This window comes from Pedobacter sp. AK017 (assembly GCF_014200825.1).
Lineage (GTDB): Bacteria > Bacteroidota > Bacteroidia > Sphingobacteriales > Sphingobacteriaceae > Pedobacter > Pedobacter heparinus.
The window spans coordinates 47,700-64,115 of record NZ_JACHCW010000010.1 but is presented as its reverse complement, the minus strand read 5'-3'; the positions used below and the strand labels follow the sequence as shown (position 1 = coordinate 64,115).

Here is a 16,416-nt window from a genome sequence, read left to right as displayed (position 1 = left end):
ACAACACTTAAATAAAGCGTTTAATGATTCTGAGCTTGTGGGTATACCTGCCCAGTTCGGCACTGTAAATCCCTTCACTATCCATGGCATCTATTTTAACTTTACCCGAGGCATGTATAATCTCATTTGCATTGAGCAGGATACCAACATGAATAATCCTGCCTTCCGTATTGTCAAAAAATGCAACGTCACCAGGCTGTACTTCCGGTAAAAAATCTACGGTTGAGCCTTGTTCGGCCTGCTGCCAGGCATCTCTTTTTAGTTTAATACCGTTTAATTTAAATACGGTCTGCACAAAACCGGAACAGTCTATCCCAAACAAGGTTCTTCCACCCCATTGATAAGGTACATTTTGAAAAAACAGGGCTGTAGCAGTTATACGCTCAGTTGAAGCCTGGGCATCCGGACCCTGGGGCAAAAAGGAAACATTAAATTTATCTTTTCCCAGATAACAACAACCATTTTCATAAGCAGGCAATACACTACCTGGTGAAAGGTAGTATTTACCCCCGTCTGCAGCAGTGATTACATTTAAAGGTTGTGCCGGAACTAATGTATCGTAGTAATGACGCGCAGCGTATTGCTCCGCACTTAAACTACCCAGCTGTTTAAAATCTACCCAGCCTTCATAACCATCATAAGCATTCCTTATAAAAAGCCATTTGTCTGTTTGTTCGAGTATTTCCACCTGATCGCCAAATAACAATTGTGAGGCTATCTCCGCCTTGTCAGATGGTTCGGCCCTTAAAGCTGCCACTGCTACCCTGCAAATCCCGTATTGTTGTTCCATATTTAAAAATCAATGCTATAAAATTAAACTTTTATAGGGTTAATTTGTTATTTTTATAGTAGATAATTTATTTTTCTGCTTTAGTTTAACCCTTAATTTAGCCATCATGAACCTCAAAAAGATTTTAATTGCTGTTGATAACAGTACATGCTCAGAAAAAGCCGCCAAAACAGGTTATGAAGTAGCAAAAACCTTTGGAGCAGAGGTTGCACTGGTCAACATTATAGAACCCATACCAGCTAATATTAATCCCGATCTGACACTTGCACCGGTTTTTTTAGAGGCTTACGACAACAGTGAAGAGAATAGCCACGTTTTGCTAAAAGAAATAGAAACGAAATTTGGGCAGGGTATCCCAACCACTTATCTGAGTGTAATCGACAGTGCTGCACATGGCATCATTAAACAGTCGGACGAATGGGGATCTGACCTTATTGTGATCGGTACCTATGGCCGTACTGGTATTTACCATTTCCTGATGGGTAGTGTGGCAGAACACGTAGCCAGGAAGTCAGCCTGCCCGGTATTAATTATACCAAATAAATATGAAGAAAAAGCCTGAGCTTTTGCAGCAGAAACAATATAATAAGAAAGGCGCCTTAAGGCGCCTTTCTTATTATTATCGTAAATCAGCTTATCCTTCCTGGTGTAACCAGGCTTTTTTAGCTAATAGTTCTTCTTCTGTTTCACGCACGTCTTCATCATCCACACAACAATCTACCGGACATACCGCTGCGCATTGGGGCTCATCATGAAAACCCTTGCATTCTGTACATTTATCGGAAACGATATAATAAACTTCATCAGATACTGCTTCCTGAGCAGACTCTGCATCCATTTCCTTACCTCCAAAATCAATAATACCGTTTAAATTGGTACCATCAGAAAATCTCCAGGCTGTGCCTGCATCATAAATTGCATTATTTGGGCATTCAGGCTCACATGCTCCGCAGTTAATGCATTCGTCTGTTATTTTAATAGCCATGTCTTCGTCTATATCTATTGCTAAGTTTAACTTTGCAACAGCAAATATAACACATAAAATTAAAAATTCCCGGAATATGCCAATCCTTAATAGCGAAAAACTAATTATTGCATTAAAAAAACTTAGCGACTTTATGATTGATCCCGATCAGGAGTTCAAAAATCTCATCCAATCGGCCGCAAACAGCAATGCATGGTTTACCACAGCCGAAGTAGAAAGGGCATTGAAAGCTTTACACAAAATGCTAAACCAGGAAGACCTTGAAGTATGGTTTAAGGACATTAAAGTAAATAACACACCTAAAAAAGTGGGATTAATATTGGCAGGAAATATCCCGCTGGTTGGTTTTCACGATGTGATTTCAGTACTGTCTACAGGAAACATTGCTTTAATTAAGCTTTCCTCTTCGGATGATAAGCTGTTACCTGCATTGTTGAAACATCTGGTTGCCATTGAACCCCTGCTTACTGAGCGTATTGTTTATGTAGAGCGACTGAAAGATTTTGATGCCGTAATTGCTACCGGCAGCAACAATACTTCAAGGTATTTTGATTTTTATTTTGGTAAAGGCCCCAACATCATCAGAAAAAACAGGAACAGTATCGCCATAATTGATGGAAAAGAAAGCCGCGAACAATTGGCGCAGCTGGGGCACGATATATTCGATTATTTTGGTTTAGGTTGCAGAAATGTATCAAAGCTCTATATCCCTGAAGGATATGACATTAAACACTTTTTCGAGCCTATCGAACCCTTCAAGGAAATCATCAATCATTTCAAATACAACAACAATTACGATTACAATAAATCTATTTACCTGGTCAACCTGAAAGCCCATTTCGACAACGGCTTTTTGTTGCTGACTGAAGGTGAAAGCCTCTCCTCGCCACTCGCCGTTTTATATTTTGAATATTATAACAACATCAGCGAACTGGAAAAAAAGTTAAGAAAAGAAACAGCACATATTCAGTGCATAGTAAGTAACCTGCCTTTAAAACTGGATATACCTGTATTAGGATTTGGACAAAGCCAAAACCCTAAATTATGGGATTATGCAGATAATGTGAATACCGTAGCTTTTTTAAACAAAATTTAATTAAATAGCCTTAACTTAAGTCTTTCATCAAAATAGTGAGCCATACAGCCAGACTTTTCTTTTGTTTATTACCAGCGTTAACATGGATCGTCAATAGCAGCATCGCACAGACCTGTGTGGGTTCTTTAGGTGATCCTGTTGTAAATAACGACTTTGGCCGGGGAGCTGCAAACTATGGCCCTGCTTTAATCAACAGTACCACTTATAATTTTGTAGGTACCGGTACTCCTAGTGATGGAAGTTACACCATTACAAAAACAACGGCAGGCATGCATGTAGGAAACTGGCACCAGATCCGCAACCATACACCTAATGATCCGGATGGCTATATGATGATTGTGAATGCAAATGATGTTCCGGGTGTATTTTATGAGGCTGAAGTACCGGTAGACCTTTGTCCGAACACAACATACGAATTTGCGGCATGGGTAATTAATCTGCTTACCTACAGTGGCAAAAAACCGAACCTTACATTTTCCATACTTAGCCTTAACAACCAGCCGCTGGCCACACCTTATAATACCGGCGACATCACAGAGGGCAGCGCTACAGACTGGAAACAATATGGATTTTTATTTAGTACTACAGGAAATGTGAACCGGGTAAAAATCAGGATTACCAATAACGGACCTGGCGGAAACGGGAACGATATTGCTTTAGATGACATCACCTTCAGGGCTTGCGGACCCAAATTAACCCCATCGGTCAATCTCACAAGTTTAACCACGCAGCATCTATGTGAAGGTGAAAGCAAAGATTACAGTTTTAAGGTTGAAGTAGAGGGCTCAACTACACTTCAGTACCAATGGCAGTTAAATACAGGGAACGGATGGAATGACATCCCCAATGAAACGGGTACAGCCCTCAGTGTTAAGTTTGTCCAGGCCCTAAAGGGAACCTATCAATATCGCCTCGCCGCAGCCGAACCGATCAACTTCAATACGGCCTCCTGCCGAACTTTGTCATTGCCCATCACAGTTCAGGTAAACCCACTACCTGTCCCTGTTTTACCCAACGTGGCCACTTTTTGTGTTGGCGATCAGATTGCATTGAATTTAACTGCTGTTCCAGGGGCTACTTATTTATGGACAGGGCCAAACAGTTATCATTCTACTGAGCCATCGCCGGTTATCAATGATGCCGCTCTACAAATGCAGGGCCTTTATAAGGTAACCATAACCTCTCCTGCCAATTGTACTGCAGAGGGTCAGACCTTAATACAAATCGTACCCCGCCCTGTTGCTGTTATTTTACCTGTTGCCCCTATATGCCTGGGTAATGCTGTACAACTGAATGCTTCCGGCGGAACCAGCTACAGCTGGTCGCCATCTACCGGCCTGTCCGATACAAACGCAGCCAATCCGATGGCCAGCCCTAAGCTCACTACAACTTATACCGTTACAGTTTCCAATGGGGCTTGTGAAGCCAGCGCAGCTGTTACCCTTATTGTAAATGAAAATGCAACTGCTTATGCCGGTGCCGACAAAAAAATCCTTGAGGGACAGCAGACTACTTTAGATGGAGTTGTGGGCGATAATTCAAATTTTTTCTGGTCGCCCGCCGAAGGCCTGGATGATCCTTATAAGCTCATCCCGATAGCCGCTCCAACCAGGGATATTACCTACACGCTCAATGCCATTTCCAAATTCGGCTGCAGCAGTGCTGCTGACCAGGTATTGGTAAAAGTATATAAAACGGTAATTGTACCCAATTCCTTTAGCCCCAACGGAGATGGTATCAACGACCTCTGGAACATTACTGCAATTGAAACCTATGCCAATTCAAATGTAAAAATAATGAACCGGTACGGTCGTCTCCTTTTCGAGAGTTCCGGCTATGAAAAACCCTGGAACGGGAAATACAAAAATGAAGACCTGCCATCAGGCGTTTATTATTATGTTATTCATTTAAATCCGGAACTTAAACCCCTTACCGGTTCATTAATGCTGATCAGATAAATAGGCCAGATACCTTAAATCTCATTTTGAAATACTATTTTTGAACGATGTATGTTATTAAAGTAAAAGGCATTGCCAAGATTCCGGATTATGTACAATTGAGGGATGATAAATTTACCTTATTGGCATACTTTAGGGTAGACAGGCCAGACAAATCCTTAGAAAAACTGGGGCTGGGCGACAAACTGCCTTATATTATGAATTTTGTAAATAATTTGCCTTTCGGACAAATTGCTAAATTAGATATCTGAACATGACAGGAAGCACAGTTATAAATTTAAAGAATGTAGATGTATTTCAGCAAAAACATCTCGTTTTGTCGAACGTTAATTTGAATATTGACAAAGGGGAGTTTGTTTTTTTAATCGGACAAACGGGTTCCGGAAAAAGCAGCTTGCTCAAGATCATTTACGGTGATCTGCATATTGGCAACGGTGAGGGACAGATTGCGGGCTTTGACCTGAAAAAACTAGGCAATAAAGAAGTACCCTTTTTACGTAGAAAACTAGGCATTGTGTTCCAGGACTTTCAATTACTGACGGACAGGACTGTTGAAAAGAATCTGGAGTTTGTGCTTAAAGCAACCGGCTGGACCGATAAAAACCTCATCACCGAACGGATCAAGGATGTACTGGAAAAGGTTGGCCTGCGCTCCAAGATCAAAAAAATGCCCCACGAACTTTCCGGTGGCGAACAGCAACGTGTAGTAATTGCCCGTGCCCTGCTCAACAATCCGGAGATCATCCTTGCCGATGAGCCTACAGGAAACCTGGATCCTGATACTTCAGAAGAAATTGTAATGCTGTTAAAGCAGATCAGTCAGAGCGGAACAGCCGTTTTAATGGCCACTCACGATTACCACATCATCCGTACATTCCCTTCCCGCATCATCAAATGCGAAAGTGGGATTGTCCATGAAGATGCACAGATTGTTTAGTCCCGTTTTCTGACAAAATTTTCTTAATCAGCCATTCCAGGCAGTCTTTTCATTTTAAAACTGACAGCATGACTGATAATTTCCTATTGGCAAAGCTTTTGAGTTTATAACCAAAATTCTACTATACTATGTTTAGCAAGAAGAAAAAACACGATAATCAAGATACAACTATGCAAAATCAGGACCCTGCAGCACCTAATGCTGAAGATCTGTTGATAAATGTTACAGAAGAAACGCAAAACGAAGGCGCTGAAACAGCTGCCCAAGCTACTGACGAAAATACAGTCGAAATTTCCGCAGAAGAAAAACTGCAACAGGAAAATGCTGCTTTGAATGATAAATATCTGCGTTTATTTGCAGAATTTGACAATTACAAACGCCGTACGCAAAAAGAACGCATAGAATTGCTGCAAACTGCAGGTAAGGATGTGATCATTTCTTTATTACCTGTACTGGATGATTTTGACCGTGCCAATAAAGCCATGGAAACTGCTACTGATGTAAATTCGGTAAAAGAAGGTGTTAATCTGGTACATAGCAAATTAAAAGGCATACTGGCCCAGAAAGGACTGAAAGAAATAGAAAGTATCGATACCGCTTTTGATACGGATAACCACGAAGCCATTACTAAAATACCTGCTCCAAATGAGGAAATGAAGGGGAAAGTAATAGATGAATTAGAAAAAGGATATACCTTAAACGACAAAGTGATCCGCTTTGCCAAAGTAGTAGTAGGTAGTTAATATTTTTATGAGCAAAAGAGATTATTATGATGTGCTTGGTGTATCCAGAAACACATCTGCAGACGAGATTAAAAAGGCTTATCGTAAACTGGCCATTAAGTATCACCCGGATAAAAACCCGAATGATAAAGCAGCTGAAGAAAAATTCAAAGAAGCAGCTGAGGCTTACGAAGTCCTGAGTAATCCTGAGAAAAAACAGCGTTACGACCATTATGGTCATGCAGGTGTTGGTGGTGCTTCAGGCGGCGGATATGGCGGTGGCGGAATGAATATGGAAGATATATTCAGTCAGTTCGGAGATATTTTTGGAGGTGGCGGCAGCCCTTTCGAAAGCTTTTTCGGTGGCCAGCAGTCCCGTGGTGGCCGTCGTGTGGCCAAAGGCAGTAATCTGCGCATCAAGGTAAAACTTACACTCGAAGAAATTGCCAATGGCACCGAGAAAAAGATAAAGGTAAACAAACAGATCGTTTGTAAAACCTGCGACGGTACAGGGGCTAAAGACCGCTCATCGGTAAGTACCTGTAAAACCTGTGGTGGAAGTGGTGCGGTACGCCGCGTAACCAATACCATATTGGGACAAATGCAAACCACCTCTACCTGCCCTACCTGTAATGGAAGCGGATCGCAGATCACTGCTAAATGCGGATCATGCCATGGTGAAGGTGTGGTAAGAGGTGAAGAAACCATTACCATCAACATTCCTGCAGGTGTAAGCGATGGCATGCAGCTGAGCATGAGCGGAAAAGGAAATGCAGCCCCTAACGGTGGTATCCCGGGCGATCTGATCATACTGATTGAAGAGATCCCTCATGAAACACTGAAACGTGAAGGGAACAATGTAGTATATGACCTGCATGTATCTATTGTAGATGCAGCTTTGGGCTATAGCGCTGAAGTACCGACCATCGATGGCAAGGCGAAGATTAAAATTGAGCCCGGTACCCAGAGCGGAAAACTGTTACGTTTAAAAGGAAAAGGTATTCCTGAGATCAATTCCTATCACCGTGGCGATGAGATCATCCACGTAAACATCTGGACACCCAAAGCCTTAAGCGCAGAAGAAAGGGCCATTTTAGAAAGGCTGAGGGAATCGCCAAATTTTAAACCCCAGCCAGGAAAAAATGACAAAAGCTTCTTCGAGAAGATGAAAGAATATTTTGAATAATGACTGCAGCTGTAATTGACCTGGGTACCAATACTTTCCATCTTGTTATTGCTAAAATTACAGCTGATGGAATCCAGGTCATTTATAAAACCAACCTGCCGGTAAAGCTGGGTGAAGGCAGGATCAACGATAACATCATCATTCCTGAAGCTTATGCGCGTGGACTACAGGCACTGCAAGGCTTTTACCGGGAGATAGAAAAATATCAGGTGGATGTGGTAAAAGCCATCGCTACTTCAGCCATCCGTAGCGCGGCCAATGGCAGCAACTTTGTCAATTCCGCTAAATCTGATGCCGGAATTGACATTGAAGTGATTACAGGTGATAAAGAAGCAGAATATATTTTTAAAGGTGTAAAAGCAACAGGGGCAATTAAGGGCACCTGCCTGATTATGGATATAGGTGGTGGAAGCACTGAATTCATTATTTGCAACCCGGATGGATTACACTGGAAAAAAAGTTATGACATTGGCGCAGCACGTTTAATGCAGGCCTACTTTCATTCAGATCCGATCAGCGATAAAGATCAATCGGCTATCCGGGATCATTTAGATAAAGAACTGGGTACTTTAAAAACAGCCTGTAACACTTACCGACCAACGCAGCTGATCGGATCTGCAGGGGCATTCGAAACCTTTGCAGGAATGCTGGATCAGCAACTGGACTTAAACAAAATCAGCACTGCAGACATTGACCTGCAGAACTACCATACCCTTTCTAAAAACCTGATTGCTTCCACACATGCAGAAAGGGAGCAAATGCCCGACCTGATCAGCTTAAGGGTAGACATGATTGTCATTGCTGCCATTATAACAGATTATGTGCTGGAGGCCAGTGGCATCAACAGCATCAGCCTGTCTACTTATGATTTAAAAATGGGTGTACTGCAGGCAATTAGCGAGTCAGAAACCAGCTAACGCCTTATACAGTTTTTCTGTAGGCAACCCCATTACATTGGTATAAGACCCCACCAGTTTTTCTACAGCAATCAGGCCGATCCAGTCCTGTATCCCATAAGCCCCGGCTTTGTCTAAAGGATGATAATGTTCTATATAATACCTGATCTGCGCCGAGTTGAGTACGTTAAAGAAAACATCTGTTTTATCGTAAAAAGATTGGGTTTTGCCTGCATAGCTTAAACTTACGCCTGTATATACCTGGTGAACCGTCCCTGAAAGTTTCGTCAGCATCTCTGCTGCATGCCCTTCATCCTCAGGCTTACCCAGTATTTCATGCTGTAGCGCCACTATCGTATCTGCTGTAACCACAATACTATCTACACTATCGGCTTCAAATGCAGCAGCTTTCTTTTCAGCAATATAAACGGCAATTTCTGCAGGTGAAAGACCATCAGGATAACTTTCATCAACATCCTTTAACATCACCTTAAAATTAAGGTTCATGGCGTTCATTAAGTCCTGTCTGCGCGGCGATTTTGAAGCGAGGATAAGTGGGTGTTTTTGCTGATACATATTTTTAATACAGTATATTTGTTTTATCTGCTGCTAAAATAATAAAAGCGACACAAGGCCGCTTTTATTATTTTAGATATTTTAAAATCATTACTGACCGCCGGCACCGGCAGGTCCTTTTCCACTCATTCTTTTTTTCATGTTCTCAGCTCTTTCTGTTTTCCAATCAGCAAAGGCTTTTTTCTGATCGTCATTCAACAAAGCATTAATTTTTACATCATTTTCTTCGTTAACGGCTTTCATTTTGGCCATCATTGCATCCCTGTCACCTTTACCTTCTTCACGCGCTTTTTTCATAGTAGCGGCCTGATCTAAAAAGATTGCTGTTACTTTCGCCTTCTGGTCTTCCGATAGGTTTAACTTTTTGGTCAGCTGCTCTGCACTTTTCTGTGCTCTTTCTTCAGGCGATAACATTTTACGGTCGCCCCCGCCTTGTTGTGCCTGTGCAAATGTTACTACACTAAATAACAATCCGCAAATCATCAATAATTTTTTCATTGTCTATATTTTTATGGTTATGAGTTATGTGAAACTCAATGGTTAGAGACCATAACCCTGCAATAGGTTTAACCTCTAAATGTAACATAATTGTTGCAAATAGAAAATCGGTTTATTTACCGGAATCAGCGGCAGAAGGATTTTCATCAAACCACTTGTATTGTACCCTGAGTACTTTTTCTACAATATCCCTTACAGCAGTTTTACCACCGGTATAAGGAGAAATGTATTGGGAGATGGCCTTGATTTCCGGAACAGCATCTGAGGGGCAGGTGGGCAAACCTACAAGCTGCATAATTTTAAGATCAGGGATATCATCCCCCATATATAGAATTTCGGGAGCCGTTAGATTGTATTTGGCCAGCAATTTTTTGTACGCAGCCACTTTATCGGAAACACCTAAAAAAATGTCAGTTATGCCAAGCCCTTCAAAGCGCTTTTGCATGGTTATGCCTTTGCCACCTGATATAATACAAACCCGGTACCCCCGTTTAACGGCCAGCTGAAGCGCATAACCATCCTTGATGTTAAAGGTCCGTAAAAACTCGCCCGAATCAGACGCGATGATATCACCGTTAGTCAATACGCCATCAACATCAAAGATGAAGGTTGTGATCTGCTTTAGCTGTTCCAGAAACATGGGTGCTACTTCTGGTTGTCTCTCCATTCGTAAACCCAGGCCGACTGGATCTGCTCCAGGTGTCCTTCATTACTTTCTTCACGCGTACCTTTAAAGTTAGGTAGCGACAATACCCAGTCTAACAATTCGGTAAACCTGATGCGGTATATTTTGGCTTCGTTAAAATCATCACCAAATTTTTCATAAAGTTCCTGAGCAATATCCTCATGGTCGTTCCAGTAAATTGGCAGGGCAAACTTGTCTTGCATGTTATATTTTATTTAATCTTTTATAATTAATGGCCTAAGAATTCAGACTGGTCAGGAATGGTCACTTCAATGTCTCCACTGATCACCACACACTGGCAGCCTAAACGCGAGCTGATCTTCGGGCGTACTGCCCTGTCAATAAAGTCCTCTTCTTTATCAGAGATCTCCTGTATATCGTCCATACCCCTGGTTACATATACATGGCAGGTACTGCAACCGCATACGCCGCCACAATTGTGCTGCAGCTCTATGCCATGGTCAAGGCAAACATCTAAAACCGATTCCCCTCCGGCAATCGGTAGTTCAATTGTTTCTTTTCCCTGTTCTTCAAAATTTATCTTTAATTTAAAAATACTCATAATCTGGTTCAAAAATAAGCACCAAAAACCGCAATTACATGATTATCGCGTTTTTTTAATGCTATTACTTAAAATTTTATAGATTTCCAGCAAATGGGGCAACTTTTGCAGTAATTCTTCATGCTTTAGTATCGTTTGTTTGTCGTTCCTTGCTGCCGGCCCGGTCTGCACATCTTCCGGCAGTGCATTTTGCGCCTTCACAGCAGTTTCCATAATCAATGGTCGCAATATCTCAAAGTCGAGCCCTTGCTTTTCAACAATCTGCTGGCTCAACCTGTACATGTGGTTTACAAAATTACAGGCAAAAACCCCTGCCAAATGCAGTATCTTACGTTTTTCACTGTTTACCTCATAAATTAGCGGACTTAACTTAACCGCAATTAAGCGCAATGCACTCAGGTTTTCGGCACTATTTGCTTCCAGGCATAAGGGCACGTGAATAAAATCTATCGGTTCTTCTTTAGAGAAAGTTTGCAAAGGATAAAAAACGCCATAATTTTTAATACCCGATAATACATTCATATCGGTAGCACCCGAAGTATGGACTACCAGGCCATTTACGGCTTTAAGGGCCCTAACTAACTTTGCAATGGCATCGTCTTTTACAGCAATCAGGTACAGATCGGCATTCAGGTCTATATCCTCCAGATCAGCAATGGCCTGTGCACCTGTTTCAAAGGCCAAAGCAGCTGCATTCGCGGGATCTTTGCTCCATACCTGAACAATATCAGCTTCATTTTCTTTAAAGGCATTGGCCATGTGCGTGCCAACATTACCTGAACCTATACAAACAATCTTCATTGGGATAGCGGTTTAAATGGATTACTTTGTCAAAGCAATTATACTGCTCCAACTTCTTTTTGTCTTCTAAATATAGAAATTAAGAATCCAATAACCATTACAATTGTACCCACCCAATACAGATTGATATAAGGGAATTCAATAGATTTAAATACGACCCAGTCTTTAGCCTGTTGTGGTTTTTCGTAAACCTGCAGTTCAACTTTCTTTTGTTCGGGCAATACTTTGGTAAATCTCAGCCTTAAACCCAGGTCGTCTATATTCCGTGCAAAATCAAAAGTATTGTTTCCTTTAATCAGGAAAATAGGCTCTGTTTTATAAATTTTGCCATTCAAATTAACCTCCAGGGGCAAACCAACAGCAAGATCGCCAGGTGCAAGTACCAGGCTCTTTGCTTTAGGCTGATTGTTTAGCCCACCCACGGTAATTATTCCGCTACTGGTATGCAAGGTATCGCCCGTAGCTACATTTACAATTCTTGGCGCTTTGTAATTTTCTTCCTCACGGTGTCCCTCATGGTCTTCATGGCTCTCTTTTTTATCAGGTGCACTTGTAATGTGTGTATAAATGTCAAAGGTCAGATAGTGTTTGGTATCCGGAGAAGCAATCAAGCCCATTTTTTCGTTCACCTGCACATGTGGGTTCAACTCAAAATCTTCTTTAATTTTTCCGGTCTTTTCATCAATCACTTTAAAATTAAGTTTATAAAAAGTATTTGGTGCTATGGTTGTATCACTGGTATAAGTAACCGTATAACGCCCCATCTTTTTAGGCTCATTTTTATAAAGCACAATATTTTCACCCGGTTTCTCTACCTTCTCAAAATCCTTAACGGGTATAAAGTTCGCGGCATTCAGTGATATCGGCTTGTTGGTTGCCGCAGCAACCAGTGCGCCCAGCAACAATAAAGCAAAACCGATGTGTGCTACCGCAGCCCCTGCCAGCTTACGCTTTCCACCAAATGCCTGTCCCAATATTCTGGCATTCGACAAAACAGCAAATATACAACTAAAGGTGAGCAGGATATACATCAGGTTCTGATACACATTGGTGATGTAAACGAAAGCTGCAGTAATTACAATAGCAAATACAACTGAGGCAATTAAGCTGCTGTAAAATTTACGGGTATCCGTCCTTTTATATTTCAGAAACTGTGAAAAGCCCGATATAATGGTAACCAGGATAGCAAATGGGGCCTGCCATTGGTTATAATATTTTATGGCATCTATTGGCGGCGCAAATTTAGTTCCAAAAGCCTGGTTAAATACCGGTACTGAAGTAGAGAAGATTACCTGTATACAGGCTACAGTAATCACCAGTGCACCAATAAACATCCAGAATTCTCTTGAATAAGTTTCTTCATCTTTATTGGTAATGGGCAGTTCTTTCCAGCGCAGCACCAGCAATACTACCGGAATGCCCAGAAATACTACATTGTATAAAATCAGGTGCCAGAACATGCCCAGATCGGTAAATGAGTGTACAGAAGTCTCGCCCAGCACACCGCTACGCGTTAGGAAAGAGGCATATAGTACCAGTACAAAGCTGATAAAGATGAGTACAATAGCCGTAAAAAAGGCATGACCGGTATTTTTAAAGGCAATCATCACGTGCACCCCGGCAATCAGGGTTAGCCATGGAATGATAGACGCATTCTCTACCGGGTCCCAGGCCCAGAAACCACCAAAATTCAGGGCTTCATAAGCCCAGAAAGAACCCATAATAATCCCTGTTCCCAATATCATGACCGCAAAAAGCGCCCATGGCATTGCGGGTTTTACCCATTCTTTATACCTTTTTTCCCATAATCCGGTAACAGCGTAGGCAAATGGGACAACCATGCTGGCAAAGCCCAGAAACAGGGTTGGCGGATGGATCACCATCCAGTAATTTTGCAACAGTGGGTTCAGCCCCCTGCCATCTGTAATAAACTTAAGGTAGTTTTTATAATTTTCAGGATCAGCAAAAATCGGTGCCATTTCCTTTAAATTCAATGCATCTCTGAGCAGGATAAACGGAGAACTACCAATGCGTTCACCAAGTATCTCGACACCAAGTAGCATAGAGGTTAAAAATACCTGCGAAAATGCGACTACCGTCATTACCCCATTCTCCCACGATTTTGCTTTCCAGATCAGGATGGTTCCCAGCAACGATTGCCAGAATGCCCAAAGCCAGAAACTGCCCTCCTGCCCTTCCCAAAAGGCTGATACAATATAATATACAGGAAGTTCTTTCGACGAATGCGAATAAACGTAATAGTACTCGTTGTAGTGATTTAGAATGAGATAAAAAAGTGTTGCACCAATACCAATGATACTAACCCAGTTGAGTAAGAAGGATATACGACCTATCCGAGTCCAGGATTGATCACCGATCTCTTTATTCCGTGCTGCAAAGAAATACGACATAGCTGAGAGCAAAGAAGCGGCAAATGCCAGAACAATAAAAAACTGGCCGATCTTACCGGGAAGGAGGTTCTCTCCAATAAATTGTATATCCATTAAAATTAATTGTATTTTTCTACTTTACCATCCTTATTGACCTCTACCAGGTCATTGTTATACTTAGAGGGGCACTTCATCAATATCTTGGAGGCGTAAAAAGTATCCTGGTCCATTTTACCAATCAATACCAATTTTTCTGAACGTTCAAAATCCCGTGGTTTGGTTCCGGCATATACCACTTTATTTACCTTGCCATTCTGGTCTTTCATGAAAAATTCAAAACGGTTGGCATCCTTAAGCGCATCATAATGCATTCCTTTTTCTTTTTCCCAGTATCCCATTACATGGAATTCTCTCGGATCTTTAGAAGCTTCTGTAAAGGTAGAATAGGTATTGGTATCTGCGCTGAGACTCACTAAGAAACCTACACATAACGCAATAGTAATTAAACCAATAATTGCACTTTTTTTCATCGTTCTTTATATTTTTCTTCAATGGTAATGAGACAGTCATGATATCATGATGTGCTCACGGATATAATAAAGTTTTAATAGAAACACCACAAAGATAAAAAATATAAGTACCTAAAACCCTTTGTCCATATTCAAAACGGTTTGATGACAGTTTATTGATAGTTCTCTGACAAAAGCACAAAAAAATCCGCAGCACTTGCTACAGTACTGCGGATCTGATCAGTTATTTAAGTATTATGGCCAAACACCCAGGTTCATATAGGATACAGCGATCTTATCAATTGAACCAACAAAAGCGGCTGTTCTTAAAGTTTTAACACCAGCCTTGCTCAATAAGGTTTCCCTGATCTCATGGTAGGAATGGATCATGGTATCTTCCAAACCGGAATTCACCAGTTCCAGTTCCGAAGCGCCTTTCACAATCATTAAACGGTGTTCGGCAGGGATACTTTTACCAGTCAGGCTTTCCAGTGTGTTGATCAGGTTCCTGTTGGAATTTTCGGCATAGCGGTTTTCCATCCGTCCAAAAGCTACATGCGAAAGGTTTTTCAACCATTCAAAATAAGAAACGGTAACACCACCGGCATTGCAATACATATCAGGGATAATGATACCTCCCATTTCTGTAAAGATTTCCTCGGCCTCCGGTGTGGTTGGCCCGTTGGCCCCTTCAGCAATAATTTTTGCTTTAATGTTTCTGATATTCTCTACGGTCAGCTGGTTTTCCAGTGCTGCAGGCACCAAAATATCACATGGTTGCTCCAGGCCCTCCATAGAATTTTTAAATTCCACTGCGCCAGGGAATCCCAAAATTGAACCGGTTAATTTACGGTGTGCAAATACCTCGTCAATATTAAACCCATTTTCATTGTAAATAGCCCCTTCAAACTCACAAAGGCCAACTATAGTAGCCCCAAACTCGGCAAGGAACTTGGCCGAGTGGTATCCTACATTACCCAAACCTTGTACGATAACTCTTTTGTCGCCCAAACCGGCTTTCAAGCCAATTTTAGCCATATCTTCGGCTACACTTACACATTCACGTATGGCATAAGCCACACCACGGCCGGTAGCCTCTTTACGGCCACGGATACCATGTAAAGCAATCGGCTTACCGGTAACACAACCCAAAGCATCAAGCTGACCAGGGTTCATGGTCATATAAGTATCGGCAATCCAGCTCATTTCACGTTCTCCTGTTCCATAATCTGGTGCAGGAACATCAATCCCAGGGCCTATAAAGTTCTTTTTAATTAATTCGGTCGTATAACGGCGGGTAATGTTTTCCAGTTCACCAATGGTGTAGTTTTTAGGATTGATACAGATCCCCCCCTTTGCACCGCCAAATGGTACATTTACAATCGCACATTTGTACGTCATCAAAGCTGCAAGTGCCATCACCTCATCCTCATTTACCATATCACTGTAACGGATACCCCCTTTTGTAGGGTTCATGTGCTGTGAGTGTTCTACCCTCCAGGCATCAATTACCTCGAATCCATTTCCCCTGCGAATCGGGAACTGGAAACGGTATACACTGTTACAAGCTTTAATTTGAGTTAATAAACCTTCCGGATGGGCGGTAAACTGCGCGGCACTGTCGAAATTCTTGCAGACATCTGCAAAGAAATTTGTCTCATTTGCTGTATTAGCCATTATTTGTTTTTTTATGAATTTGAAATAAGTTCTCAGTTATACATGCAAAATTGCATTAAAAAAAACGATTAATACAAATAGATAATTACTTAGTGTATGCCTAACACTACCTCAGATTACAGGCAAAAACAGGCATTAAACGATTTAA

General features: G+C 41.6%; 19 protein-coding genes. 8 read left to right on the top strand and 11 right to left on the bottom strand.

Going from position 1 to position 16,416, the window contains the following annotated elements; genetic code table 11:
* Positions 1 to 7: 7 nt before the first annotated feature.
* Positions 8 to 790 (bottom strand): C40 family peptidase, encoded by a 783-nt coding sequence (locus HDC92_RS15335; protein WP_183875754.1) that lies wholly within the window; start codon positions 788 to 790, stop codon positions 8 to 10.
* Between the two features lie 106 nt (positions 791 to 896).
* On the opposite strand from HDC92_RS15335, the gene HDC92_RS15330 reads away from it, so the two are divergent.
* Entirely contained in the window at positions 897 to 1,352 is a 456-nt protein-coding gene (locus tag HDC92_RS15330; protein WP_015809006.1) for a universal stress protein, read from the top strand.
* 72 nt (positions 1,353 to 1,424) lie between these two features.
* Here HDC92_RS15330 and HDC92_RS15325 read toward each other — a convergent pair whose 3' ends face one another.
* Positions 1,425 to 1,775: a 4Fe-4S dicluster domain-containing protein gene (locus HDC92_RS15325; RefSeq protein ID WP_015809007.1), complete on the bottom strand. Its 351-nt coding sequence runs from the start codon at positions 1,773 to 1,775 to the stop codon at positions 1,425 to 1,427.
* Positions 1,776 to 1,851: 76 nt separating this feature from the next.
* On the opposite strand from HDC92_RS15325, the gene HDC92_RS15320 reads away from it, so the two are divergent.
* From HDC92_RS15320 to HDC92_RS15290, 7 genes are all read left to right on the top strand, one after another.
* Positions 1,852 to 2,871, top strand: a complete 1,020-nt coding sequence (locus HDC92_RS15320; RefSeq protein WP_183875752.1) for an acyl-CoA reductase — start codon at positions 1,852 to 1,854, stop codon at positions 2,869 to 2,871.
* A 35-nt stretch (positions 2,872 to 2,906) separates the two neighbouring features.
* Positions 2,907 to 4,829, top strand: coding sequence for a gliding motility-associated C-terminal domain-containing protein (locus HDC92_RS25345; protein WP_183875750.1), 1,923 nt, complete (start codon positions 2,907 to 2,909; stop codon positions 4,827 to 4,829).
* A 47-nt stretch (positions 4,830 to 4,876) separates the two neighbouring features.
* Positions 4,877 to 5,080 carry a hypothetical protein gene (locus HDC92_RS15310; RefSeq protein WP_015809010.1) on the top strand — a complete coding sequence of 68 codons (204 nt, stop codon included), beginning with the start codon at positions 4,877 to 4,879 and terminating at the stop codon, positions 5,078 to 5,080.
* Between the two features lie 2 nt (positions 5,081 to 5,082).
* Positions 5,083 to 5,766 (top strand): cell division ATP-binding protein FtsE, encoded by a 684-nt coding sequence (locus HDC92_RS15305; protein WP_015809011.1) that lies wholly within the window; start codon positions 5,083 to 5,085, stop codon positions 5,764 to 5,766.
* A 170-nt stretch (positions 5,767 to 5,936) separates the two neighbouring features.
* Complete coding sequence (locus tag HDC92_RS15300) at positions 5,937 to 6,509, top strand: nucleotide exchange factor GrpE (protein WP_238326486.1); 573 nt, start codon at positions 5,937 to 5,939, stop codon at positions 6,507 to 6,509.
* 7 nt (positions 6,510 to 6,516) lie between these two features.
* Positions 6,517 to 7,674, top strand: coding sequence for a molecular chaperone DnaJ (gene dnaJ, locus HDC92_RS15295; RefSeq protein WP_015809013.1), 1,158 nt, complete (start codon positions 6,517 to 6,519; stop codon positions 7,672 to 7,674).
* Positions 7,674 to 8,591 (top strand): exopolyphosphatase, encoded by a 918-nt coding sequence (locus tag HDC92_RS15290; protein WP_183875748.1) that lies wholly within the window; start codon positions 7,674 to 7,676, stop codon positions 8,589 to 8,591. The genes dnaJ and HDC92_RS15290 overlap by 1 nt, the downstream gene beginning before the upstream one ends.
* On the opposite strand, the gene HDC92_RS15285 is transcribed toward HDC92_RS15290, so the two are convergent.
* From HDC92_RS15285 to HDC92_RS15245, 9 genes are all read right to left on the bottom strand, one after another.
* Positions 8,577 to 9,146 (bottom strand): Maf family nucleotide pyrophosphatase, encoded by a 570-nt coding sequence (locus tag HDC92_RS15285; RefSeq protein WP_015809015.1) that lies wholly within the window; start codon positions 9,144 to 9,146, stop codon positions 8,577 to 8,579. The genes HDC92_RS15290 and HDC92_RS15285 overlap by 15 nt on opposite strands.
* Before the next feature lie 90 nt (positions 9,147 to 9,236).
* Complete coding sequence (locus HDC92_RS15280; protein ID WP_015809016.1) at positions 9,237 to 9,644, bottom strand: hypothetical protein; 408 nt, start codon at positions 9,642 to 9,644, stop codon at positions 9,237 to 9,239.
* Positions 9,645 to 9,756: 112 nt separating this feature from the next.
* Positions 9,757 to 10,311 (bottom strand): KdsC family phosphatase, encoded by a 555-nt coding sequence (locus HDC92_RS15275; protein WP_015809017.1) that lies wholly within the window; start codon positions 10,309 to 10,311, stop codon positions 9,757 to 9,759.
* The gene (iscX, locus tag HDC92_RS15270) at positions 10,290 to 10,532 is read right to left on the bottom strand and encodes a Fe-S cluster assembly protein IscX (RefSeq protein ID WP_015809018.1); all 243 of its coding nucleotides are present in this window, start codon (positions 10,530 to 10,532) and stop codon (positions 10,290 to 10,292) included. Before iscX ends, HDC92_RS15275 begins: the two co-directional genes overlap by 22 nt.
* A 26-nt stretch (positions 10,533 to 10,558) precedes the next feature.
* Positions 10,559 to 10,891, bottom strand: coding sequence for a 2Fe-2S iron-sulfur cluster-binding protein (locus HDC92_RS15265; RefSeq protein ID WP_015809019.1), 333 nt, complete (start codon positions 10,889 to 10,891; stop codon positions 10,559 to 10,561).
* Positions 10,892 to 10,933: 42 nt separating this feature from the next.
* Positions 10,934 to 11,692, bottom strand: coding sequence for a Rossmann-like and DUF2520 domain-containing protein (locus HDC92_RS15260; protein ID WP_015809020.1), 759 nt, complete (start codon positions 11,690 to 11,692; stop codon positions 10,934 to 10,936).
* Positions 11,693 to 11,730: 38 nt separating this feature from the next.
* Positions 11,731 to 14,196 (bottom strand): heme lyase CcmF/NrfE family subunit, encoded by a 2,466-nt coding sequence (locus HDC92_RS15255; RefSeq protein WP_183875746.1) that lies wholly within the window; start codon positions 14,194 to 14,196, stop codon positions 11,731 to 11,733.
* 5 nt (positions 14,197 to 14,201) lie between these two features.
* Positions 14,202 to 14,612, bottom strand: a complete 411-nt coding sequence (locus HDC92_RS15250; RefSeq protein WP_183875744.1) for a cytochrome c maturation protein CcmE — start codon at positions 14,610 to 14,612, stop codon at positions 14,202 to 14,204.
* A 234-nt stretch (positions 14,613 to 14,846) separates the two neighbouring features.
* Positions 14,847 to 16,268, bottom strand: a complete 1,422-nt coding sequence (locus HDC92_RS15245) for a Glu/Leu/Phe/Val family dehydrogenase (RefSeq protein WP_183875742.1) — start codon at positions 16,266 to 16,268, stop codon at positions 14,847 to 14,849.
* Between the last annotated feature and the right edge of the window lie 148 nt (positions 16,269 to 16,416).

Bases quoted from the DNA above. Each gene is read 5' to 3' on its own strand.
- HDC92_RS15335 (WP_183875754.1), bottom strand. From the start codon at position 790: ATGGAACAACAATACGGGATTTGCAGGGTAGCAGTGGCAGCTTTAAGG.
- HDC92_RS15330 (WP_015809006.1), top strand. From the start codon at position 897: ATGAACCTCAAAAAGATTTTAATTGCTGTTGATAACAGTACATGCTCA.
- HDC92_RS15325 (WP_015809007.1), bottom strand. From the start codon at position 1,775: ATGGCTATTAAAATAACAGACGAATGCATTAACTGCGGAGCATGTGAG.
- HDC92_RS15320 (WP_183875752.1), top strand. From the start codon at position 1,852: ATGCCAATCCTTAATAGCGAAAAACTAATTATTGCATTAAAAAAACTT.
- HDC92_RS15310 (WP_015809010.1), top strand. From the start codon at position 4,877: ATGTATGTTATTAAAGTAAAAGGCATTGCCAAGATTCCGGATTATGTA.
- HDC92_RS15305 (WP_015809011.1), top strand. From the start codon at position 5,083: ATGACAGGAAGCACAGTTATAAATTTAAAGAATGTAGATGTATTTCAG.
- HDC92_RS15300 (WP_238326486.1), top strand. From the start codon at position 5,937: ATGCAAAATCAGGACCCTGCAGCACCTAATGCTGAAGATCTGTTGATA.
- dnaJ (WP_015809013.1), top strand. From the start codon at position 6,517: ATGAGCAAAAGAGATTATTATGATGTGCTTGGTGTATCCAGAAACACA.
- HDC92_RS15290 (WP_183875748.1), top strand. From the start codon at position 7,674: ATGACTGCAGCTGTAATTGACCTGGGTACCAATACTTTCCATCTTGTT.
- HDC92_RS15285 (WP_015809015.1), bottom strand. From the start codon at position 9,146: ATGTATCAGCAAAAACACCCACTTATCCTCGCTTCAAAATCGCCGCGC.
- HDC92_RS15280 (WP_015809016.1), bottom strand. From the start codon at position 9,644: ATGAAAAAATTATTGATGATTTGCGGATTGTTATTTAGTGTAGTAACA.
- HDC92_RS15275 (WP_015809017.1), bottom strand. From the start codon at position 10,311: ATGGAGAGACAACCAGAAGTAGCACCCATGTTTCTGGAACAGCTAAAG.
- iscX (WP_015809018.1), bottom strand. From the start codon at position 10,532: ATGCAAGACAAGTTTGCCCTGCCAATTTACTGGAACGACCATGAGGAT.
- HDC92_RS15265 (WP_015809019.1), bottom strand. From the start codon at position 10,891: ATGAGTATTTTTAAATTAAAGATAAATTTTGAAGAACAGGGAAAAGAA.
- HDC92_RS15260 (WP_015809020.1), bottom strand. From the start codon at position 11,692: ATGAAGATTGTTTGTATAGGTTCAGGTAATGTTGGCACGCACATGGCC.
- HDC92_RS15255 (WP_183875746.1), bottom strand. From the start codon at position 14,196: ATGGATATACAATTTATTGGAGAGAACCTCCTTCCCGGTAAGATCGGC.
- HDC92_RS15250 (WP_183875744.1), bottom strand. From the start codon at position 14,612: ATGAAAAAAAGTGCAATTATTGGTTTAATTACTATTGCGTTATGTGTA.
- HDC92_RS15245 (WP_183875742.1), bottom strand. From the start codon at position 16,268: ATGGCTAATACAGCAAATGAGACAAATTTCTTTGCAGATGTCTGCAAG.